Origin of the sequence: Paenibacillus sp. FSL P2-0173 (genome assembly GCF_038008045.1) — a bacterium.
In the GTDB taxonomy this organism is placed as follows: Bacteria; Bacillota; Bacilli; order Paenibacillales; family Paenibacillaceae; genus Paenibacillus; species Paenibacillus polymyxa_B.
Window position 1 is genome coordinate 138,287 of the sequence record NZ_JBBOYK010000007.1, and the last position, 17,465, is coordinate 155,751.

General features: G+C 44.0%; 17 protein-coding genes and 1 pseudogene. 10 read left to right on the forward strand and 8 right to left on the reverse strand.

Annotated elements, in window-relative coordinates; all coding sequences use genetic code 11:
• Positions 1–48 precede the first annotated feature (48 nt).
• A complete protein-coding gene (locus tag MKX30_RS25690; protein WP_341063840.1) occupies positions 49–1,023 on the reverse strand; it encodes a ring-cleaving dioxygenase in 975 nt (324 codons plus the stop codon).
• A 249-nt stretch (positions 1,024–1,272) separates the two neighbouring features.
• Here MKX30_RS25690 and MKX30_RS25695 point away from each other — a divergent pair, with 249 nt between their 5' ends.
• Positions 1,273–1,803 (forward strand): GNAT family N-acetyltransferase, encoded by a 531-nt coding sequence (locus MKX30_RS25695; protein ID WP_341063841.1) that lies wholly within the window; start codon positions 1,273–1,275, stop codon positions 1,801–1,803.
• Positions 1,804–2,034: 231 nt separating this feature from the next.
• Here MKX30_RS25695 and MKX30_RS25700 read toward each other — a convergent pair whose 3' ends face one another.
• Together MKX30_RS25700 and MKX30_RS25705 are read right to left on the reverse strand one after the other, a co-directional pair.
• On the reverse strand, positions 2,035–3,555 hold the full coding sequence (locus tag MKX30_RS25700; protein ID WP_028541798.1) for an MFS transporter: 1,521 nt from the start codon (positions 3,553–3,555) through the stop codon (positions 2,035–2,037).
• On the reverse strand, positions 3,552–3,749 hold the full coding sequence (locus MKX30_RS25705; protein WP_023990363.1) for a hypothetical protein: 198 nt from the start codon (positions 3,747–3,749) through the stop codon (positions 3,552–3,554). Before MKX30_RS25705 ends, MKX30_RS25700 begins: the two co-directional genes overlap by 4 nt.
• 172 nt (positions 3,750–3,921) lie before the next feature.
• On the opposite strand from MKX30_RS25705, the gene MKX30_RS25710 reads away from it, so the two are divergent.
• Together MKX30_RS25710 and MKX30_RS25715 are read left to right on the forward strand one after the other, a co-directional pair.
• On the forward strand, positions 3,922–4,389 hold the full coding sequence (locus tag MKX30_RS25710) for an Lrp/AsnC family transcriptional regulator (RefSeq protein ID WP_023990362.1): 468 nt from the start codon (positions 3,922–3,924) through the stop codon (positions 4,387–4,389).
• Positions 4,390–4,679: 290 nt separating this feature from the next.
• Positions 4,680–4,995 (forward strand): annotated as a pseudogene (locus tag MKX30_RS25715) (transposase); the annotation flags it as partial.
• A gap of 189 nt (positions 4,996–5,184) precedes the next feature.
• Here MKX30_RS25715 and MKX30_RS25720 read toward each other — a convergent pair.
• The 4 genes from MKX30_RS25720 to MKX30_RS25735 form a co-directional block, all read right to left on the reverse strand.
• Positions 5,185–7,728 (reverse strand): ABC transporter permease, encoded by a 2,544-nt coding sequence (locus MKX30_RS25720; RefSeq protein ID WP_341063843.1) that lies wholly within the window; start codon positions 7,726–7,728, stop codon positions 5,185–5,187.
• On the reverse strand, positions 7,725–8,402 hold the full coding sequence (locus tag MKX30_RS25725) for an ABC transporter ATP-binding protein (protein ID WP_023990360.1): 678 nt from the start codon (positions 8,400–8,402) through the stop codon (positions 7,725–7,727). The genes MKX30_RS25720 and MKX30_RS25725 overlap by 4 nt, the downstream gene beginning before the upstream one ends.
• A gap of 108 nt (positions 8,403–8,510) precedes the next feature.
• Entirely contained in the window at positions 8,511–9,428 is a 918-nt protein-coding gene (locus MKX30_RS25730; protein WP_028541800.1) for a sensor histidine kinase, read from the reverse strand.
• The gene (locus tag MKX30_RS25735) at positions 9,425–10,102 is read right to left on the reverse strand and encodes a response regulator transcription factor (protein ID WP_028541801.1); all 678 of its coding nucleotides are present in this window, start codon (positions 10,100–10,102) and stop codon (positions 9,425–9,427) included. The genes MKX30_RS25730 and MKX30_RS25735 overlap by 4 nt, the downstream gene beginning before the upstream one ends.
• A 328-nt stretch (positions 10,103–10,430) precedes the next feature.
• Here MKX30_RS25735 and MKX30_RS25740 point away from each other — a divergent pair, with 328 nt between their 5' ends.
• The 7 genes from MKX30_RS25740 to MKX30_RS25770 all read left to right on the forward strand — a co-directional run bounded on the left by MKX30_RS25740 (position 10,431) and on the right by MKX30_RS25770 (position 16,513).
• Positions 10,431–11,384 (forward strand): ABC transporter permease, encoded by a 954-nt coding sequence (locus MKX30_RS25740; protein WP_023990357.1) that lies wholly within the window; start codon positions 10,431–10,433, stop codon positions 11,382–11,384.
• Positions 11,374–12,324, forward strand: coding sequence for an iron chelate uptake ABC transporter family permease subunit (locus MKX30_RS25745; RefSeq protein WP_053326122.1), 951 nt, complete (start codon positions 11,374–11,376; stop codon positions 12,322–12,324). The genes MKX30_RS25740 and MKX30_RS25745 overlap by 11 nt, the downstream gene beginning before the upstream one ends.
• Positions 12,318–13,076, forward strand: coding sequence for an iron ABC transporter ATP-binding protein (locus tag MKX30_RS25750; protein WP_053326121.1), 759 nt, complete (start codon positions 12,318–12,320; stop codon positions 13,074–13,076). The genes MKX30_RS25745 and MKX30_RS25750 overlap by 7 nt, the downstream gene beginning before the upstream one ends.
• A 12-nt stretch (positions 13,077–13,088) precedes the next feature.
• Complete coding sequence (locus MKX30_RS25755; RefSeq protein ID WP_028541805.1) at positions 13,089–14,069, forward strand: siderophore ABC transporter substrate-binding protein; 981 nt, start codon at positions 13,089–13,091, stop codon at positions 14,067–14,069.
• A gap of 33 nt (positions 14,070–14,102) precedes the next feature.
• Complete coding sequence (locus MKX30_RS25760) at positions 14,103–14,846, forward strand: alpha/beta hydrolase (RefSeq protein WP_053326120.1); 744 nt, start codon at positions 14,103–14,105, stop codon at positions 14,844–14,846.
• 280 nt (positions 14,847–15,126) lie between these two features.
• Positions 15,127–16,038: an aldo/keto reductase gene (locus MKX30_RS25765; protein ID WP_053326119.1), complete on the forward strand. Its 912-nt coding sequence runs from the start codon at positions 15,127–15,129 to the stop codon at positions 16,036–16,038.
• 148 nt (positions 16,039–16,186) lie between these two features.
• Entirely contained in the window at positions 16,187–16,513 is a 327-nt protein-coding gene (locus MKX30_RS25770) for a thioredoxin family protein (protein WP_013312008.1), read from the forward strand.
• 129 nt (positions 16,514–16,642) lie between these two features.
• Here MKX30_RS25770 and bacA read toward each other — a convergent pair whose 3' ends face one another.
• Positions 16,643–17,440 (reverse strand): undecaprenyl-diphosphate phosphatase, encoded by a 798-nt coding sequence (bacA, locus tag MKX30_RS25775; protein ID WP_013312007.1) that lies wholly within the window; start codon positions 17,438–17,440, stop codon positions 16,643–16,645.
• Between the last annotated feature and the right edge of the window lie 25 nt (positions 17,441–17,465).

The following is a 17,465-nucleotide window of genomic DNA, read 5'->3' on the forward strand; positions in this document are numbered from 1 at the left end:
CATGATGTAGAAGTCCCGGCTTTGCGTGATTTTAGAGCAAATATAACTCTATTCATGTTTGGTGTTAAGCGGTTTGAGATTGGCTTCAATAGAGGCACGGCGCGATTCCAAAAATGGCGGTAACGCCAGCGATTCACCCAGAAACTCCAGTTCTTCATCCGTATCAAAGCCGGGTCCATCGGTCGCCAATTCAAACAGAATGCCGTTCGGCTCACGGAAATACAAGGAACGGAAGTAAAAGCGATCTACAAAGCCTGAGTTGGAAATTTGCAGCTGATGGATACGTTCTACCCATTGTTTGAGCTCTTCCTCAGTTTCAACACGGAAGGCTACGTGATGCACACTGCCGCGTCCTGGTCGTTCTTGTGGCAGATCGTTACGCTCTTCCAGATGAACTTCGGTTCCTGTACCGCCTTCACCCGTTTCGTAGATGACCACATCCGGTTGTCCAGCAACGGGGGAAGGGTAAGAGCCTTTTTTGCGGAAGCCCATAACCTGTTCAAGAATGAGAATGGTATTCTCCGCTTTGGGAATGGTCAGATGAACCGGCCCAAGTCCTACAATGCCGTACTCGGCAGGGACAGGGCTTTTCTCCCAAGGCGTGCCGCCGCGCACTCCGTGATCATGTTCATCTGAAACGAGGAAGAAGCGTTGTCCTTCAAAATCCTCAAACGAAAGCGCCAAGCGTCCTGCTTGATCCGTAATTTCACCATGCTTTACATCCAGCTGCTCGAAGCGGTTTTTCCAGTAATCCAGTGCCTTGTCATTCGGTACCCGTAGGGAGAGCGCTGAAATGCTGTTATTCCCTGTACGAGTTTGTCCAGCATGTGGAATTTCAAAGAATGTGACTTCCGTACCCGCAGTTCCACGCTCATCTCCGTAAAAAAGGTGATACACACTAACATCATCCTGGTTCACCGTTTTCTTGATCAACCGAAGTCCCATTACCTGAGTATAAAAATCAACATTTTTAGCCGCTGCCGCTGTAATCGCCGAAACGTGATGCAATCCTAAAAGTTTCATGTCATTATCCTCCTTGGTTTTTATATGATTAGGTTTTTCTAAACAAAATAAACAGTCGAAAAACTTTTCTTTATATTTATTATCTCGATATTAAGATATATTATTTTTGATTGTTTGTCAACTTGAATTTGCACTGGCTCTAAAGACGGACAAAAATAGAAATTCGAAATAATGCAAAAGTAGATACAATAAAGCCCAATATAGCCCAATATAGATAGAATGAATTTTATTATTAAAGGAGTTTACTCAATGTATACGGATAAGGATTTAACGATTAGGCCTGTTACAGAAGAAGACCTGCCGGCTCTTTGGACGTTAACTTTTAAGGAAAAAGCACCGGAATGGAAGCAGTGGGATGCACCCTACTATGAACATAAGTCACTTTCTTTTGATGATTATTTAAAAGAGAAGGAAAAACGAATCGGACAAGATGACTTTTGGATCATTGAAGTGGAAGGCAAGGTCATAGGATCAGTGAGCTACTACTGGGAGCATCAGCCTTCACAATGGCTTGAAATGGGGATAGGTATTTATGATTCGCGGTATTGGAGCGGTGGGTATGGTACGAGGGCACTTCGACTATGGATCACACATTTGTTTAATACACTACCTCTAGTGAGAGTGGGCTTTACAACCTGGTCAGGAAACCATCGGATGATGAAGGTGGGGGAGAAGCTGGGCATAACCCTAGAAGCCATGCTTCGAAAGTGCAGATATTATAATGGAGAGTATTATGACTCGATCCGAATGGGGCTTTTACGGGAAGAGTGGGAACTGTAGATATTCATATAAAGTACCTTTCTAAGCATAAAAAGATGACCTCTGAATTGATCGAGGCCACTGAAAAACTGTTGATTTCCGAAAATACAAAGATTTTAGGGGTACAAATATGTCTCCCTGAACGCGAAACGAGCCTTAGAAGCGATTCTAGAGGCTCGTTTTTCTTTGGATATTCTCTTACTCTCAACAATGGGGGACTTTTTCAGTACCTCGATATCCCCGGGATTGTCTTTATGCTCTCTTAGGTCCAAAAATCATAAAACTGATCGCGGCTAGAACCCAGACACCAATACCGCCGTAGAGCATTATCAAGCCAAAGCCGTGCATAAGCGCCGCATGGACGACGGCTCCAGACGCATCCAGAGAGGAGAGTTCTGGCAAACTCTGCCTGAGAGATACAGTATTTCCGGCGGCTACTTTTTCGGCTACAGACCGCAATTGCACTGCACTGAGAGTCCCGGAAAGGGCACTCTTCAAATAAGACAAAATACCTGCCTGCAAGATGAATCCCATCACAGCGATATTGATGGCTAGACTGATCAATCTAGCACTCATATCTATACCGGAAGCCATGCCTGCACGGGCACTTGGAACAGAGCCGGTGGTCGTGTTGGTCACAGGCGTGTTCGTTAAGCCAAGCCCAATACCAGCCAACAAGGAGCCAGGGAGCATGGTCAACCAACTGGCGTGATCGCTGCCGCTGCCATATTTCATCAAAATGAAGCCCATACCGAGGATGAACAGACCTGATGGAATGACTATGCGCGGCTGGTAGCGGAGCGAAAAACGCTCTGCCAGAGGTGGAATTACCAAGGTGGGCAGCGCATAAGCCAAGAGAGACAGCCCGGCGGCTACGATGCCGTAACCCAGGCCACTCTGGAAATAGATCGGCAGATAGATCATGAACGGCCAGAAACTGAAGTTCATGCCGATGGAGCCAAGGAGAGCGCCGGAGAAATTACGTATCTTGAATACGGAAAAGTCAAACATCGGATGGGCGCTGAGCTTTTCCGCAAATAGAAAAATAATGAAACTTATTGCTACTGCAACAAGGATGCTGATGGATGCTCTGCTGGTAAAGCCGAGTTCCGGCCCTTGCGTGATAAAGTATGCAAGGCCAAAAACTGTCAATGAAAGCGTGACGATGCCGATAATGTCCAGCTTTTTCACCTGCGGATCTCTGGACTCCTCTATGCCACCAAAAACAAGAATCAAAGTGAGGATGGTCAACGGAACGTGGACCAGGAAAACCCAATGCCAGTTCAACACGGCCACGATTATGCCGCCGATGATAGGTCCAAAACCGAGGCCGATACCGAACACGATCCCCCATATGCCAAAGGCTTTGCTGCGTTCTTGTCCTTCCTGAAACCGATGTGAAAGAATTGCTATCTGGCAAATCTGCATCGCACCAGCACCCACCCCTTGAAGAAACCGACTGATGATCAGAACCGATGTGCTTTGCGCCAAGCCACAAATCAAGGATGTAATACCGAACAAGACGAGGCTGATAATAAAAATACGCCTCCTTCCATACCGGTCAGCCAGCGTTCCAACAGCCATCAGAACTGTGGCACATGCAATGGTATAAGCGTTCATAATCCATTGCATATCCTTAAGATCGCCATGCAATACTTTCTCCAGAGTTGGCAGTATCACTGGCACACTGGAAATTTCGAGGCCGAACATCAATGCGGACAAACATATAGCAGCCAATGCAATTATATTTTTGCGGGAGAGGGAGAGGCTCACTGAGAGGTCCCCCCAGACTTTTGTTCACGGTCTGGACATCCGGCAGCGCAACTATAATATTGCGCCTCATTAAGCGTAACTCGTATACCAGCACCAACCAGCCTTTTTTCGACAATTGTACGATCAATAGCCTCTTCAATATGTACTTCTAAATCTGCTACTGTTCCTACCTTATTAAAAACGTATTTGCTCAAGGGCAGCCATCCTCTCTATCTTTTCATGTTTGGTTCACCTTATCGATATGAGTTTTATTATATAATCTAAATCATTCATTTTACATAACGCAATCAATCCATTATGATGATTATACAAAGTAATTAAATGAATTTCTCATAAAAACGTTAAATTTAAAGGAGGGAATTCAAAGTGGATCATGTAGACAAACAAATCCTCTTTTATCTTCAAAGTCAGGCGAGAATTTCAATGACAGAGCTAGGGAAATGCGTGGGTTTATCCCAACCTGCTGTAACAGAACGAGTTAAAAGAATGGAAGAAAAAGGGATTATCAAGGGGTATCGCACTATCATCTCTCCTGAAAAAATAGGAAAGGATACGGCAGCCTATATATTGTTTCGGACTAGAGATTGCCATGCATTTCTTGATTTTGTTCATACATCTCCACATGTTGCCGAGTGCCATCGTATAAGCGGAGAACACAGTTATTTATTAAAAGTAGTGACCAGCTCGACGCGCACCCTCGAAGAGTTTAGCAACCAGTGCGATAAGTATGGAACCTACACGAGCCTGCTTGTCATGTCGTCACCGATCGATCATAGACTTCTCATTCATTCTCTGGAAGAAGCAAGTGGAGCTGCTCATTCAGAAAAAGATTAAGGATGAAAAAAAGACAACCCCGGATATCCCGAGGCCACTGAAAAAGTCCTAAACTCTAAAGCGAGACAGTTCCTCCATAACAGAGGTTACTGTCTCGCTTTTTCGGTATAATTAAAATATCCAAATAAAGGCGGGTGGTTCCGGTGTTTCCGAAACAGCAAAGCATGGTCCTAAGTCCATATATTGAACTATACAATCTGTTGATTCCCAAAGACCATCTGTTACGGAAGAATGGACGAATTGGTGGACTTTAGCTTTATTTATGAGGAACTGAACGAAACCTATTGTCACGACAAGACGAGTTCGAGTTTAACAAAGATGCGGGAATGTACGTATGCAAAGCTGGACATCTGGCGATCCGCAGAGCGCGTGAAGGCAAAAAAGTATAAAAAGCCATGAGCATTTGAAGAAGTTACGTTTCAAGAAAGCGAAAGCTTTAAAGCCAAGGCCAAAGAACGATACAAAATTGAGGCGAAGAATAGTGAACTGAAGCACAGACACGGGTACGATGTAGCGTCCTCCTCGGGTCTGATAGGTATGGAAATCCAGAGGGCTATGGCGATATTCACTGTCAATTTAAAACGAATATTGAAACTGATGGAGTAAGCAAGGGCCACATGAGGCGGAGAGCAAGAGAAAAGACGACGGTTCATTCTGTGAATTCAGAATAAACCGTCGTCTTTTTGATTCGTGTTCTTGTTTTTTTCACGAAAGGCTGGTTTTTCGGTGGCCTCGAATTGATCAGGAGTCATCTTTTTATTATTCACACTGGTATTATGGACTTTCTCGGTAAATCTACTCTGATTCTCGAAGCCGCTCCACAATACTTTGTTTGTCGTTCATAGAATAGACCGCTACTGGAATAAGTATCCCAAGCAATAACAGTAAAGGCAATAAGGCTAGAAGTGGCCAGATTATAAAGTGATAGCTCAAAAGCCATAGCAAGTTGCAAAAAGGTTTCACAATCAAAATAGAAAATAGTACTGCCAATAGAGTAGAGGTTAGGCTAGTAGCCCAAACATAATATAACCCTTCATAAATCAGCATTCCCCGCAGTTGTTTTTTAGTCATGCCTATGCTCTGCAGCATAGCAAATTCATTGCGTCGGGTCAGTATGCTGGTTAAAATCGCATTTATAAAATTTAAAATACCAATTAGGCCAATAATCAAGCTAAGCAGGCCGCCGATCATTATAATAGTAGTTTGCATACCTGATAAAGCGTCCCTTGATGTGATTTTGGATTCGTAGTTCATCATCGGTTCGATGGTTTCAGTGTAGCGCTTCAAAAAGTTCTGCATGGACGCTTCCTGAGATGAGGATACATTAAAGGCATAACTCATTACAACGGGCTGTTTTACAAGTGACTTGTATATATCCGCAGGGAGGTAGAAGTTATAGCCAGTATAAAGGCGATTCGAATTGGTAGATTTGATACCCACATGGCCAAGCACTGTAAAATTATGCGTTATATACTCTCTATCCAGTGGAGCATCTGCTGTTCCCACATAACTATGCAGAGTAACGTTTTCTCCCACTTTATGATGAATGCTTTCCATGTAAGGCTTGTCGTTGTCGTTCAGTTCGACTCCCTCCAGGATATACTTACCAGAAGCCAGTTTCTTAAGATCAAGCTCACCATCAATCAATTGCAGCCGATGTAGTGGTAAATCTTCCAGTCCATACACTTCTACAAGGAAGTTGCCGCGAGCGTCAGTGTTTTGGGTATCATCTATGATTCCTTTTGTATTCTCAGCAGTGAGAGCTGTTAGATCACCGTACAATCGGCCGCCTTCTTCATAGCCCGGTTGTGCCTGTACAGCCTTAATAAAACTTTCAGTGGTCTCATTTTCATGGCCGCTGAAACTACTGGGAACCTGGAAATATTCAGCATGAGCAATGAGAAAATCGGTATCATTAAATTTGGATAAAAATTTATCCATATCAAAGCTCTGAGATAGTGTGAATACTGTATTCAGAAGAACCAAACTTAAAGAAAGACTCATAACCACTAAAACGGTGCGTTTTTTATTGCGTCCCAAATTGGAACGAGCCATGAGGTGGATTTTTGCACCTCCGGTTGATTTTTTCAGCTTACCATTGCTCTTATTTACTCTACCTGTATATCTGACTGCTTCTACCGGCGATACGGATGACGCAACTCTGCCGGGTTTGAAAGTGCTAATCATTACAGTAATGAGAGCGAACAGAGCAGATCCGACAAAAATCCATGGGTTAGGGGATACCGATATCTCGGTACCGTTAAACACACTCATATTTATGATAAAAGGCACGAGCGATTTACCGATAAAAAAACCTGCTATTAATCCTACCGGGGTTCCTAACACTGATAGAATCAGCGCTTGTCTGCGAATAATCCGGCGGATCTGCTTGCCGCTTGTGCCGATCGTCTTTAAAAGACCATAAAAACGAATATCTCGCATTACCGATATTTGAAAAATGTTATAGATGATCAAATAACCGGTAAACATGATCAGTAACAAGGCAGAAGTTAACGCTATGATTGTCTCTGTATCCATACTGAAATTGGTCGAGATGTATGACCAATTTACATTATTCGCGATATAGTTCGGTGCATCTTCGTCAAGCGAATACCCGCTTTCGGTAATCACTTTACTGAGCTTTCCCCGCAAATCAAGGCTATTGTCGAACATCATATATGCACTAATGGTTCCTGTATAGAAGTGATCCTTTTTATAGTTGCTTTGTAATTCCTGAGCATGAGCATCGACATAGGCTTTAGAAGCGAATATTTGTCCTACGTTAACCACAGGATCGCTTTTCCACCAGCCGGATAGGATAAAATTACGCTGTACTTCTTTACCTCGTATGTCAAGCTTTAGTCTCAAAGGTGCTCCAACCTCCAGTGGAACACCCAATAGCTGCAACGTCTTGGAGTCTGCGATTACTTCATTTTCCACCGCAGGCTTACGCCCCTCTTTAAGCTCAATAAAACCAAGCTTCATCCCTACATCGTCGTAATACCAGAACTCCGTATGGCGTTTTAGAAATTTATCGTTCATAACTCGATCGCTTAATATACGGTTATAAGCTATTTCCTTGATCAATGGATGATTCTTGACATGATTAAATTCGTCATCCGTTATATACTTAAGTACGGCATGTCCATCTCCACCGACCTGTCGCATGGTCGCCCGTTGTAAGTTTTCCACAGCGCCAATCCCCATAGTGAACAGTGTTGTAAATAGCAATGAGGTTAGTGCAATGGCAACAATGGCAATAATGTTACGGGTTTTGTTCACTTTGAAACTCTTATCAGCCAGATTGCGGATTACTTTTTTGTTCTTTACCTTGATCATTTGGCATCACCGCCGACAATTTTACCGTCCTCAATACGGATGATCCGGTCTGCCATTTGCGCAATTTCCTCGTTGTGGGTAATCATCACTATCGTTTGGCGGAACTGCTGGCTGGATACTTTGATCAATCCCATCACATCCAGACTCGTTTTACTGTCCAGATTTCCGGTGGGTTCATCTGCCAAGATAATGGCGGGCTTGGCTGCCAGTGCTCTGGCAATAGCTACACGTTGCTGTTGTCCACCGGAAAGATTGTTTGGCAGGTTATTCATTTTGTGGTCAAGGCCCAAGGTATGTACAATTTTATCTATGTGGGTTTTGTCTGGCTCTTTACCGTCCAGTTCAATAGGAAGCACAATATTTTCGTAGACATTCAAGACAGGTACCAAGTTGTAATTTTGAAACACAAAGCCAATCTTTCGTCTGCGAAAAATAGTCAATTCTTCGTCTTTTAATGTAGAAATATCTTTGCCGTCAATCGTAACGTTTCCACTTGTTGGACGATCAAGTCCACCCAGCATATGGAGAAGGGTAGATTTGCCGCTCCCGGACGTACCGACAATAGCGACAAATTCTCCGCTTTCCACCTCCAGATTCACACCATCTAAGGCATAAACAGCAGTATCTCCGTTTCCATAATGTTTTTTTAATGCCTGAGTTTTCAATAGACCCATATACGTTCTCCTCCACAAAAAAATGTCTGTATCGTAGTCATCTACAGTACAGACATTAACACACTGATCTTTCTACAATCTTTCTGAAATCTAACGGTATTGAAAGAATTAAGTATCCATAGAAAGAAAAATAGAGAAGGTAGAACCACGGCCGTAGCGTGATCGTACCTTGATGTAACCCCCCTCCGCAGCGATGATTTCTCTAGCTAAAAACAGTCCAATACCTACACCCTCCTGCGAGTTAACAGTAGGGGAGCGATAAAAGCGGGTAAAGATTTTACCTTGTTCTTCTTCTGCAATGCCTATACCACTGTCGGTAATATCAATTCGACAAAACAAATCGTATGCCATTACTTTTATATTCATGCTTCCGCCTGTCTCTGTATATTTTATGGCGTTATCCATAATGTTATAGACAGCTTCACTCGTCCACTTTAGGTCAAAATAAGCATGGGTAACTGTGTCCTCCATAACAACTGAAATCCCTTTGGCGTCAGCTTTTGGCATCATTTGCTCCAGTGCAGCATCAAGGAGCTTTTGAACAGATTCTCGCCTTGGCGATACCGTGATAATCCCCGTTTCAAGCCGCGATGTTTTCAACAATGCCTGGATCAGAAAGTTAAGCTTTTCGGCCTGTGCAGATAGAGCTTTCACACAAGTGGAGGTATCCTGTGATAGTTCGTATTCGCTAAGTAGTTGGGAATAAAGCAGGATGTTGGCCAATGGTGTTTTCGTTTGGTGTGAAATATCGGAAATCAGCTCATTTATTTTATTCTTTTCGGCAAGCAGATTTTTGGAGGACACGGAACAAATGGAAAGAAATCTCACAAATTTAGCTTCTATTGAAGAAAGAACGGATTCATCAAAGACATCCTCTGAGAAGCTGCCATTTATCGCGGCATCCAGCATGTTCTCAATAGTTTTCATTGTTTTATGGATGCTCCTGCGATAAAGCATAATAGCACACACAGCGGTGCATACAGCAACAACGGCAATTCCAATACATATATATAGGAGTGTTGTCATTTCAACGCCCATGTGTAGCCCAGCCCGTAAACCGTTTTAATATATTGTGGGGAGGAAGGATGATCCTCGAGCTTGTCACGTAGCCTTTTTACTGTAACAGACAAGGCGTTTTCACCTACATACTCAGCTCCATCAGTCCAGATGCTGTCTACTAAATGATCGCGAGATACAGTATTGCCTCGATTATCGAATAGGATGCGCAACAATTTTTGTTCAGTTTTACTTAGTTCAATGGGCGTACCATTCTTAGTAAATTCCATCCTCTCGAATGAAAAGGAAAAATTGTCGAGCTGAATGGAGTCTGCAAGCGAGTATCTGGATTTCTTTAGCTGAACGCCAACTCTTGCTCTCAGTACCATAAGACTGAAAGGCTTGGTTATATAATCGTCAGCACCCAGCTCAAAACCAGTGACGACATCTGTTTCCATATCATTCGCAGTCAGAACGATGACTGGTAAAGTTGTTCTTTTTCGTATATGGGTTAACAGATCGAGTCCACTTCCATCCGGCAAATTTACATCAAGAATCACTAGGTCAAAGGCGGTAACGTTCAATTGTTCTTTTGCAGTAGCTATGTCATACATTTGCGTAAATACGTTGTTAGGTTCTTTAAGGGCAAGAACAATACCGTTACTCAAGGCGATATCGTCCTCGATGATTAATATGTGATTCATCATTCTCCTCCTATTTTTTTACTAACCAAAGTTAATGAACTCGGTTTCCAGAACTGCTCACCATAAACATAAAAAAGGGCTCCCAAACTCTCTATTTCCAGTTTACCGGATTTTACTCTTATTTGCTCCTTGGGTTGTCCAGGTGGGGTGTCGAGAAAGTTCTCTGCAGCTTTTTTGTCCAGCTTTAAAACCTCATCACATTGACAGATACGGTATGACTGATATAATTTATGCTAGTTGATTTTGATAATCATTATCATTATTGGAGGGGAGGACAGGGCCGAAGCTTGGTACAGGTTGTTGGAGAACAGGCTCCCTTGGTTAGAACATGAAATTGCGTTATTTAATACTGGCTTTTCTGGTACTGGCCTTCGCCTCGGTTTTTATCGGTGTTCATGATGTAACTCCACTTGATGTGTTCCACTTAACCAACGATCAGGCGCAGGTACTCCTGATTAGCAGATTCCCACGATTGATCAGTATCATTATCGCAGGGGCGAGTATGAGTATCTGTGGGCTCATTATGCAGCAGCTTACCCGGAACCGATTTGTATCTCCCACCACTGCAGGGACGATGGATGCGGCACGATTGGGTGTGCTGATGGCTATTATGGTGTTTGGAGCAGCAGGATTTTGGACGAAGATGCTGACGGCTTTCGGATTTGCTCTAGGGGGAACACTGATTTTCATGAAAATACTGGATAAAATCCGTTTCAAGGACCCGGTATTTATCCCGCTTGTCGGTTTGATGTTTGGAGGCATTTTAAATTCGGTAACGACCTTTTTTGCTTACAAATACAATCTGATCCAGGGCATTTCTTCGTGGATGCAGGGAGACTTTTCTCTAATCATGAGTGGTCGCTACGAGATGCTATATCTTAGTATTCCTTTGGTTGCGTTGGCGTACATATATGCGAATCGTTTTACAATTGCAGGCATGGGTGAGGATTTTGCGGCCAACTTGGGTGTACATTACAAGCGCACCGTCAATGTCGGTTTGGTGATCGTGGCTTTGGTTTCTTCTGTTGTCATCTTAACGGTCGGAACGATTCCCTTTTTGGGGCTGGTTGTACCCAATCTGGTCAGCATGTATATGGGGGATAATCTGAAAAAAAGCCTGGCCCATACAGCGATCTTGGGCGCCGTCTTTGTGCTGTTTTGCGATATTTTGGGACGGGTGATCATTTATCCGTATGAAATTTCTGTAGGGCTTACGGTTGGTGTGATCGGGAGCGCGTTGTTTTTGTATTTGCTGCTGAGGAGAAGGGCTTATGAATCCTAAATTAAAAATCGGAATATTAGCCGCTGCCGCGCTTGTGTTGATTGCTGCTTTCGTGTTTATAGATCTTCCACATACCTGGCATTACGCGCTGCCACGACGATTGAAAAAGATCGCAGCCTTCATTCTGACAGGTGGCTCCATTGCTTTTGCAACAGTTATTTTCCAGACGGTTACGAATAATAAGATTTTGACTCCCGGTATTATTGGACTGGATTCACTGTATATGCTGATTCAGACGACGATTATTTTTGCATTTGGTTCCGTCCCTTTCATTTCGACCAGCAAAGAATTGAACTTTTTGCTGTCGGTAGGGCTGATGGTGCTGTTCGCAGGACTGCTATACAAATTAATTTTCCGCAAAGATGGACGCGGGATTTATGTACTTTTGCTGATCGGTCTGGTGTTCGGCACACTATTCAACAGTCTGTCTACCTTTATGGAGGTACTGATTGATCCGAATGAATTTGCGAAAATCCAGGACAAGAGCTTTGCCAGCTTCAGTAATGTAAACACTGAGCTGCTGTGGCTTTCTGTATTCATTCTTGTGCTCGTATTTGCTTATGCGTGGAGATTCATCAAGTATCTGGACGTGCTGTCGCTCGGACGAGAGCATGCGATTAATTTAGGTCTCCCTTATGGTTTTATTATCAAAAGGCTGCTAATTATCGTAGCGATTCTTATCTCCATATCCACGGCACTGGTCGGGCCGATTACGTTTCTCGGATTAATTGTGGCCAATGTGACTTATCAGGTGATGAAAACCTATCAGCATCGTTATATTATTCCGGCCTCTATTTGTGTCAGTGTCATTGCGTTGGCAGGATGCCAACTGCTGGCAGAAAGAGTATTCGACTTATCGACAACGGTCAGTGTCATTATTAACTTTATCGGGGGGGTGTACTTCCTGTACCTTTTGCTGCGGGAGAATAAGTCATGGTAGAAGTCAGAAACGTATCCAAACGCTACGGGAATAAAAATGTGGTGGATCAGGTATCCGTCACTGTACCTAAAGGTACGATTACCTCCTTTATTGGACCTAACGGCGCTGGAAAAAGCACCTTGTTGTCGATGATCAGTCGCCTGACTAACAGTGATGAGGGAGAAATCTTCATCGACGGGCAGGCCGTGAGCCTGACAAAAAGTGAGGAGCTAGCCCGGAAGATATCTATTTTAAAACAGACGAACGATGTCAATATCCGCTTAACCGTGAAGGAGCTGGTTAGCTTCGGCCGTTTTCCGTATTCCAAGGGCAGATTGAACAGCGAGGATCGCAAAATGGTGGAGCAGTCTATGGCCTACATGGGACTGGAGGACATGAAAGATAAGCATATTGATTTGCTTAGTGGGGGACAGCGACAGCGGGCTTTTATTGCCATGATTTTGGCTCAGGACACAGAATACATCCTGCTGGATGAGCCGCTGAACAATCTGGATATGAAGCATTCGGTTCAGATTATGAAGACGTTGCGCGGTTTGGTGGATGATCTCGGCAAAACGATTCTGGTCGTGTTGCACGACATTAATTTTGCATCCTGCTATTCAGACTATATTGTAGGGATGAAGGATGGCAGGTTGCTAAAACAAGGAACGGCTGACGAGATGATTGATAGTCAGGTATTAAAGGATTTGTACGATATGGATATTCCGATTCAACAGATCGGTGACCATAAAATTTGCGTTTATTTCACTTAGGGGGAATGTTAAATGAAGAAAAATATGATGTTTTTAACGCTAATGCTTGCATTGGTACTGATTGTGTCAGCCTGTGGCAAAGCAGCTCCGGCAACACCGGAAGCGACTGGAAACGGCTCCTCTGCTGCAACAACGGAATCCAAAACCATCTCGGTCAAACACGCACTGGATGAAAACCCGGTCCAAGTCAAAGTTAATCCAAAAAATGTCGTTGTCTTTGATTTTGGTTCATTGGATACGCTGGATAAGCTGGGCGTTGACGTTGCGGCAGTAGCGCAGCAGGATCTTCCTACGTATTTGAGCAAATATAAAGATTCCAAATATGCAAGTGCAGGCACGCTGTTTGAACCGGATTACGAGAAAATCAGTGATCTGTCTCCTGAACTCATCATCATCGGCGGCAGACAAGCTGATGCATATAAAGAGTTGAGTAAAATTGCACCGACCATTTCGATGGCTGTAGACACCAAGGATTATATCAATTCCTTTAAGAAAAACGTTGAAACATTGGGAAAAATCTTCGATAAAGAGGATGCTGCCAAGCAGGAGCTGGCTGCGATTGATAGCTCCATCAAGGCCGTACATGACAAGGCTGTAGCGAGCAAAGCTAAAGGACTGATCGTGCTGACGAATGAAGGAAGCCTGAGCGCATATGGCTCACAATCCCGCTTCGGTATCATTCATGATGCTTTTGGCGTAACCCCTGTAGATCCGGGCATTAAAGTATCCACGCATGGACAAAAGGTTTCTTTTGAATATGTACAGCAAAAAAATCCGGATTATATTTTTGTTGTTGACCGTGGGGCTGTGGTGGTCGAGGAAGGCAAGGAACAGGTTACAGGTAAACAAACCATTGAGAATGAACTGGTGAAGAAAACCAATGCATTTAAAAACGGTCATATTGTATACCTTGATCCTAACTACTGGTACCTGTCAGGTAATGGTCTGGAATCCGTATCTGAAATGATCAAGGAAATGGATGCTGCACTGTAATGAATACATTCACATCATGGGGGACTGTGTAGGATGAAAGGTCATGTAGATGAAATTCCATTAGATGGGTACCTTGTGCACGTCTATACACCTCCCGTCTCCGTGAGTCATAATGAGCTGTATCCTGTGCTGTATGTGCAGGATGGCAGCTCTTTATTTCTAAGCGGGTTGGATGAGCTGGAAAGAGGTTTTTCTACGGGAGAGTTGCCCCGTGTCGTGCTGGTAGGTATTCAGCCCGTAAATCGGCTGGATGATTATACGCCTTGGAAGGCAGCTGCTTTAGTAGAAGGAAGACCTGCTTTTGGCGGTGGCGGAGATGCCTATCTGGCGTTTGTGGTTACAAAAGTAATGCCGTACGTCGAGGGGAGATATCCGGTAAAAACCGGACCGGAGCATACGGGAATCATCGGCGCCTCATTGGGCGGATTAATTTCCATGTATGCCGTCTTCAAGTATAAGGACATATTCGGACGCGTCGGTTCCATCTCAGGCTCGTATTGGTATCCGGGTATGATTGGTTATATGCAATCTGCATCTTGTGCAACTGTGAGGGATGGGATACATCGCTTTTATATATCTGTCGGGACCCGTGAAGGTGAAGGGAAGACGAATGTACAAAAAGATATGGTTCCGCTGACCCTCCAGGCACACGAGGTGCTGCGGACACAGGGACTGGATGCAAAAGATGTGCTCCTTGAGTTGGATCAGGATGCGGTGCATCGTGTGGATTGTTTTCAGCGTCAATTTCCTAAGGCTGTCCGATGGCTGTTCGGATAGCATGAATGGAATACGAATTTCATACAACAACCTCAAAGGATTGGAGAGCGTGGAGTCTCTATGCCTTTGGGATTGTTTTTTTTGTATATTTTTTTTCGTATAATAGAATCAATTTCATAATACCTTCAGTAGCTTTAATAAAGAGTACATATAGATCAAAATGGTTTAATTTGTCTATATGAGGTATACATTTCGTTAGTTTAATCATTTATGAAATTGATTCAATAGAGGAATATTAAAAATTTAAAGTTATACGTTATTGGAAGTGAGGGGAGCATAAATGAAAAAAAACCGCCTGGGATCATCGGATTTGCTGGTAGGTGAAATTGGTCTGGGATGTATGTCGGTCGGTACGGAGGAGCAGCAAGGTGTTTACTTGATTCATGAAGCGCTAGACAGGGGCGTAAACCTGTTGGATACGGCAGATTTGTACCAGCACGGACGCAATGAAGAAATCGTAGGTGCAGCGATCCGTGGACGGCGACAGGAGGTCATCCTGGCGACCAAGGTTGGCAATCGGCGTCTACCGGGGCAGGAGGGCTGGGGATGGGACCCATCCAAGAAATATATTCTGTCTGCTGTTAAAGAGAGCCTACGCCGCCTTGGAACGGACTACATCGACCTGTATCAGTTGCACGGAGGGACGATTGACGATCCGATGGACGAAACCATTGAGGCTTTTGAGCAATTGCAGCGGGAGGGAGTCATCCGTTATTATGGTATTTCCTCAATTCGCCCTCATGTCATCCGTGAATATGTCAAACGCTCGAATATCGTTAGTGTTATGAATCAGTATAGTTTGCTGGATCGGCGTGCAGAGGAAGAGGTACTGTCTTTGCTTCAGGAACGGGGAATTAGCGTGATTGCACGTGGGCCAGTGGCCAGTGGTGTATTGGCTGACGAAGGGGAAGGGAAGATAGCCAAGGGATATCTGGACTACAATGAAGCAGAGTTGCTGGACGTGCGTAAGCAATTAAAGGCATTTGGAGGGGCGGATCGTAGTATGGTTCAGACAGCGATCCGTTATAGCCTGTCTCATCCGACTGTCGCTGCTGTGATCCCGGGTGCAAGCTCTTTGGGACAATTGGAGCATAATATTTCTGCTGCGGATATTGCACCGCTAACCAGGCAAGAGCGGCAGACGCTACAGCAAATCAGCCGAGCCAATCGGTATGATGCGCAATATCGCTAATCCGAGCAAGTATAGGACAAGTGTCAAACATGTACCCGTCCCAGTTGCAATTTATAAAAGAATCATTACAATATAGGAATAAGCCTCGGTTTATAATTCATATGTGAATATGGAGACGTTATAAATACACTCTAGGAGGGACCAACGAATGGAACGCATCGAATCTCAGCAGCAATATCAGGATTTAATTAATGGTGACGGTCTGACTGTCGTGAAATTTGATACAACCTGGTGTCCGGATTGCAAGACACTGGATAAATTTATGGACGGCATTATTGAGGAAAACGCAGATAAGCGTTTCTTTGCGCTTGATGCGGAGAAATTCCAGCCGATTGCCGAAGAAAATCAAGTGCGCGGCATTCCGAGTCTGCTCGTGTTCCGTAATGGAGAAAAAATTGCTCATTTGCACAGCAAATACGCTAAAACGCCAGCTCAAATCTCGGAATATTTGACTACGCTGGAATCCAAACAATAATCAGAACGCATGATAGGGATAGTTCCAGACTATCTTTCCTTTCAGCAAAATAGTAAAAGGGATATCCAAGGCTGATCATTCAGACCCTATGGATATCCCTTTTTTTATTTATTGATACCAAACGATGGCTTATAAAATAATGAAAAAGAACACAGCCGCCAGCACGAAGCGGTAAATGGCGAACGTAGTCAGGCTCAAGCGTTTGAGCAGACCGAGGAATGTTTTGATCGCCAGCATCCCGACGATAAAGGCAGTAATAAAGCCGGCCGCGAACACTGGGAAATCACTCATAGACAGATGATCCATACTTTTGATCATATCAATACCCGATGCACCCAGCATGACCGGAACAGATACGAGGAATGTAAATTCCGCGGCTGCCGTATGGCTTACACGTGCGAATAGGCCCCCAGACATGGTTGAGCCTGAACGGGAGAATCCTGGCCATAGGGCTAGGACTTGGAACAAACCGATCGTAAAAGCTTGTTTGTAAGTGATCTCATCCAGCGTATGTGATCTAATAGGCGGATGAAATTTTTCAGCCGCGATCATGAGTAGGCCCCCGATCACCAAACTGTATAAAACCGTTTCAGGACCAAACAGGTATTGCTTGATTACATCACGGAACAGTACGCCAATTAGCCCCGCTGGGATCATGGCTAAAATAATATGTAACAGGTTTAGACGTGGCTGACTCGAGATTTTGCGTCTGAAATCAAACAGGCTCAGGAATCTGCGCCAGTATAATACGACGACTGCCAGCACAGCACCTAATTGTACGATAACCTCAAACGTTTTGACCGTATCATTCTCTGTGTTTAATCCTAGAAGATCAGCCGTGAGGATCATGTGACCCGTCGAAGAGACCGGCAAAAACTCTGTCAGTCCTTCAATAATTCCCATAATAATAGAAGATAAAATATCCACTTTACTAGCTCCTCCTTACACGCGT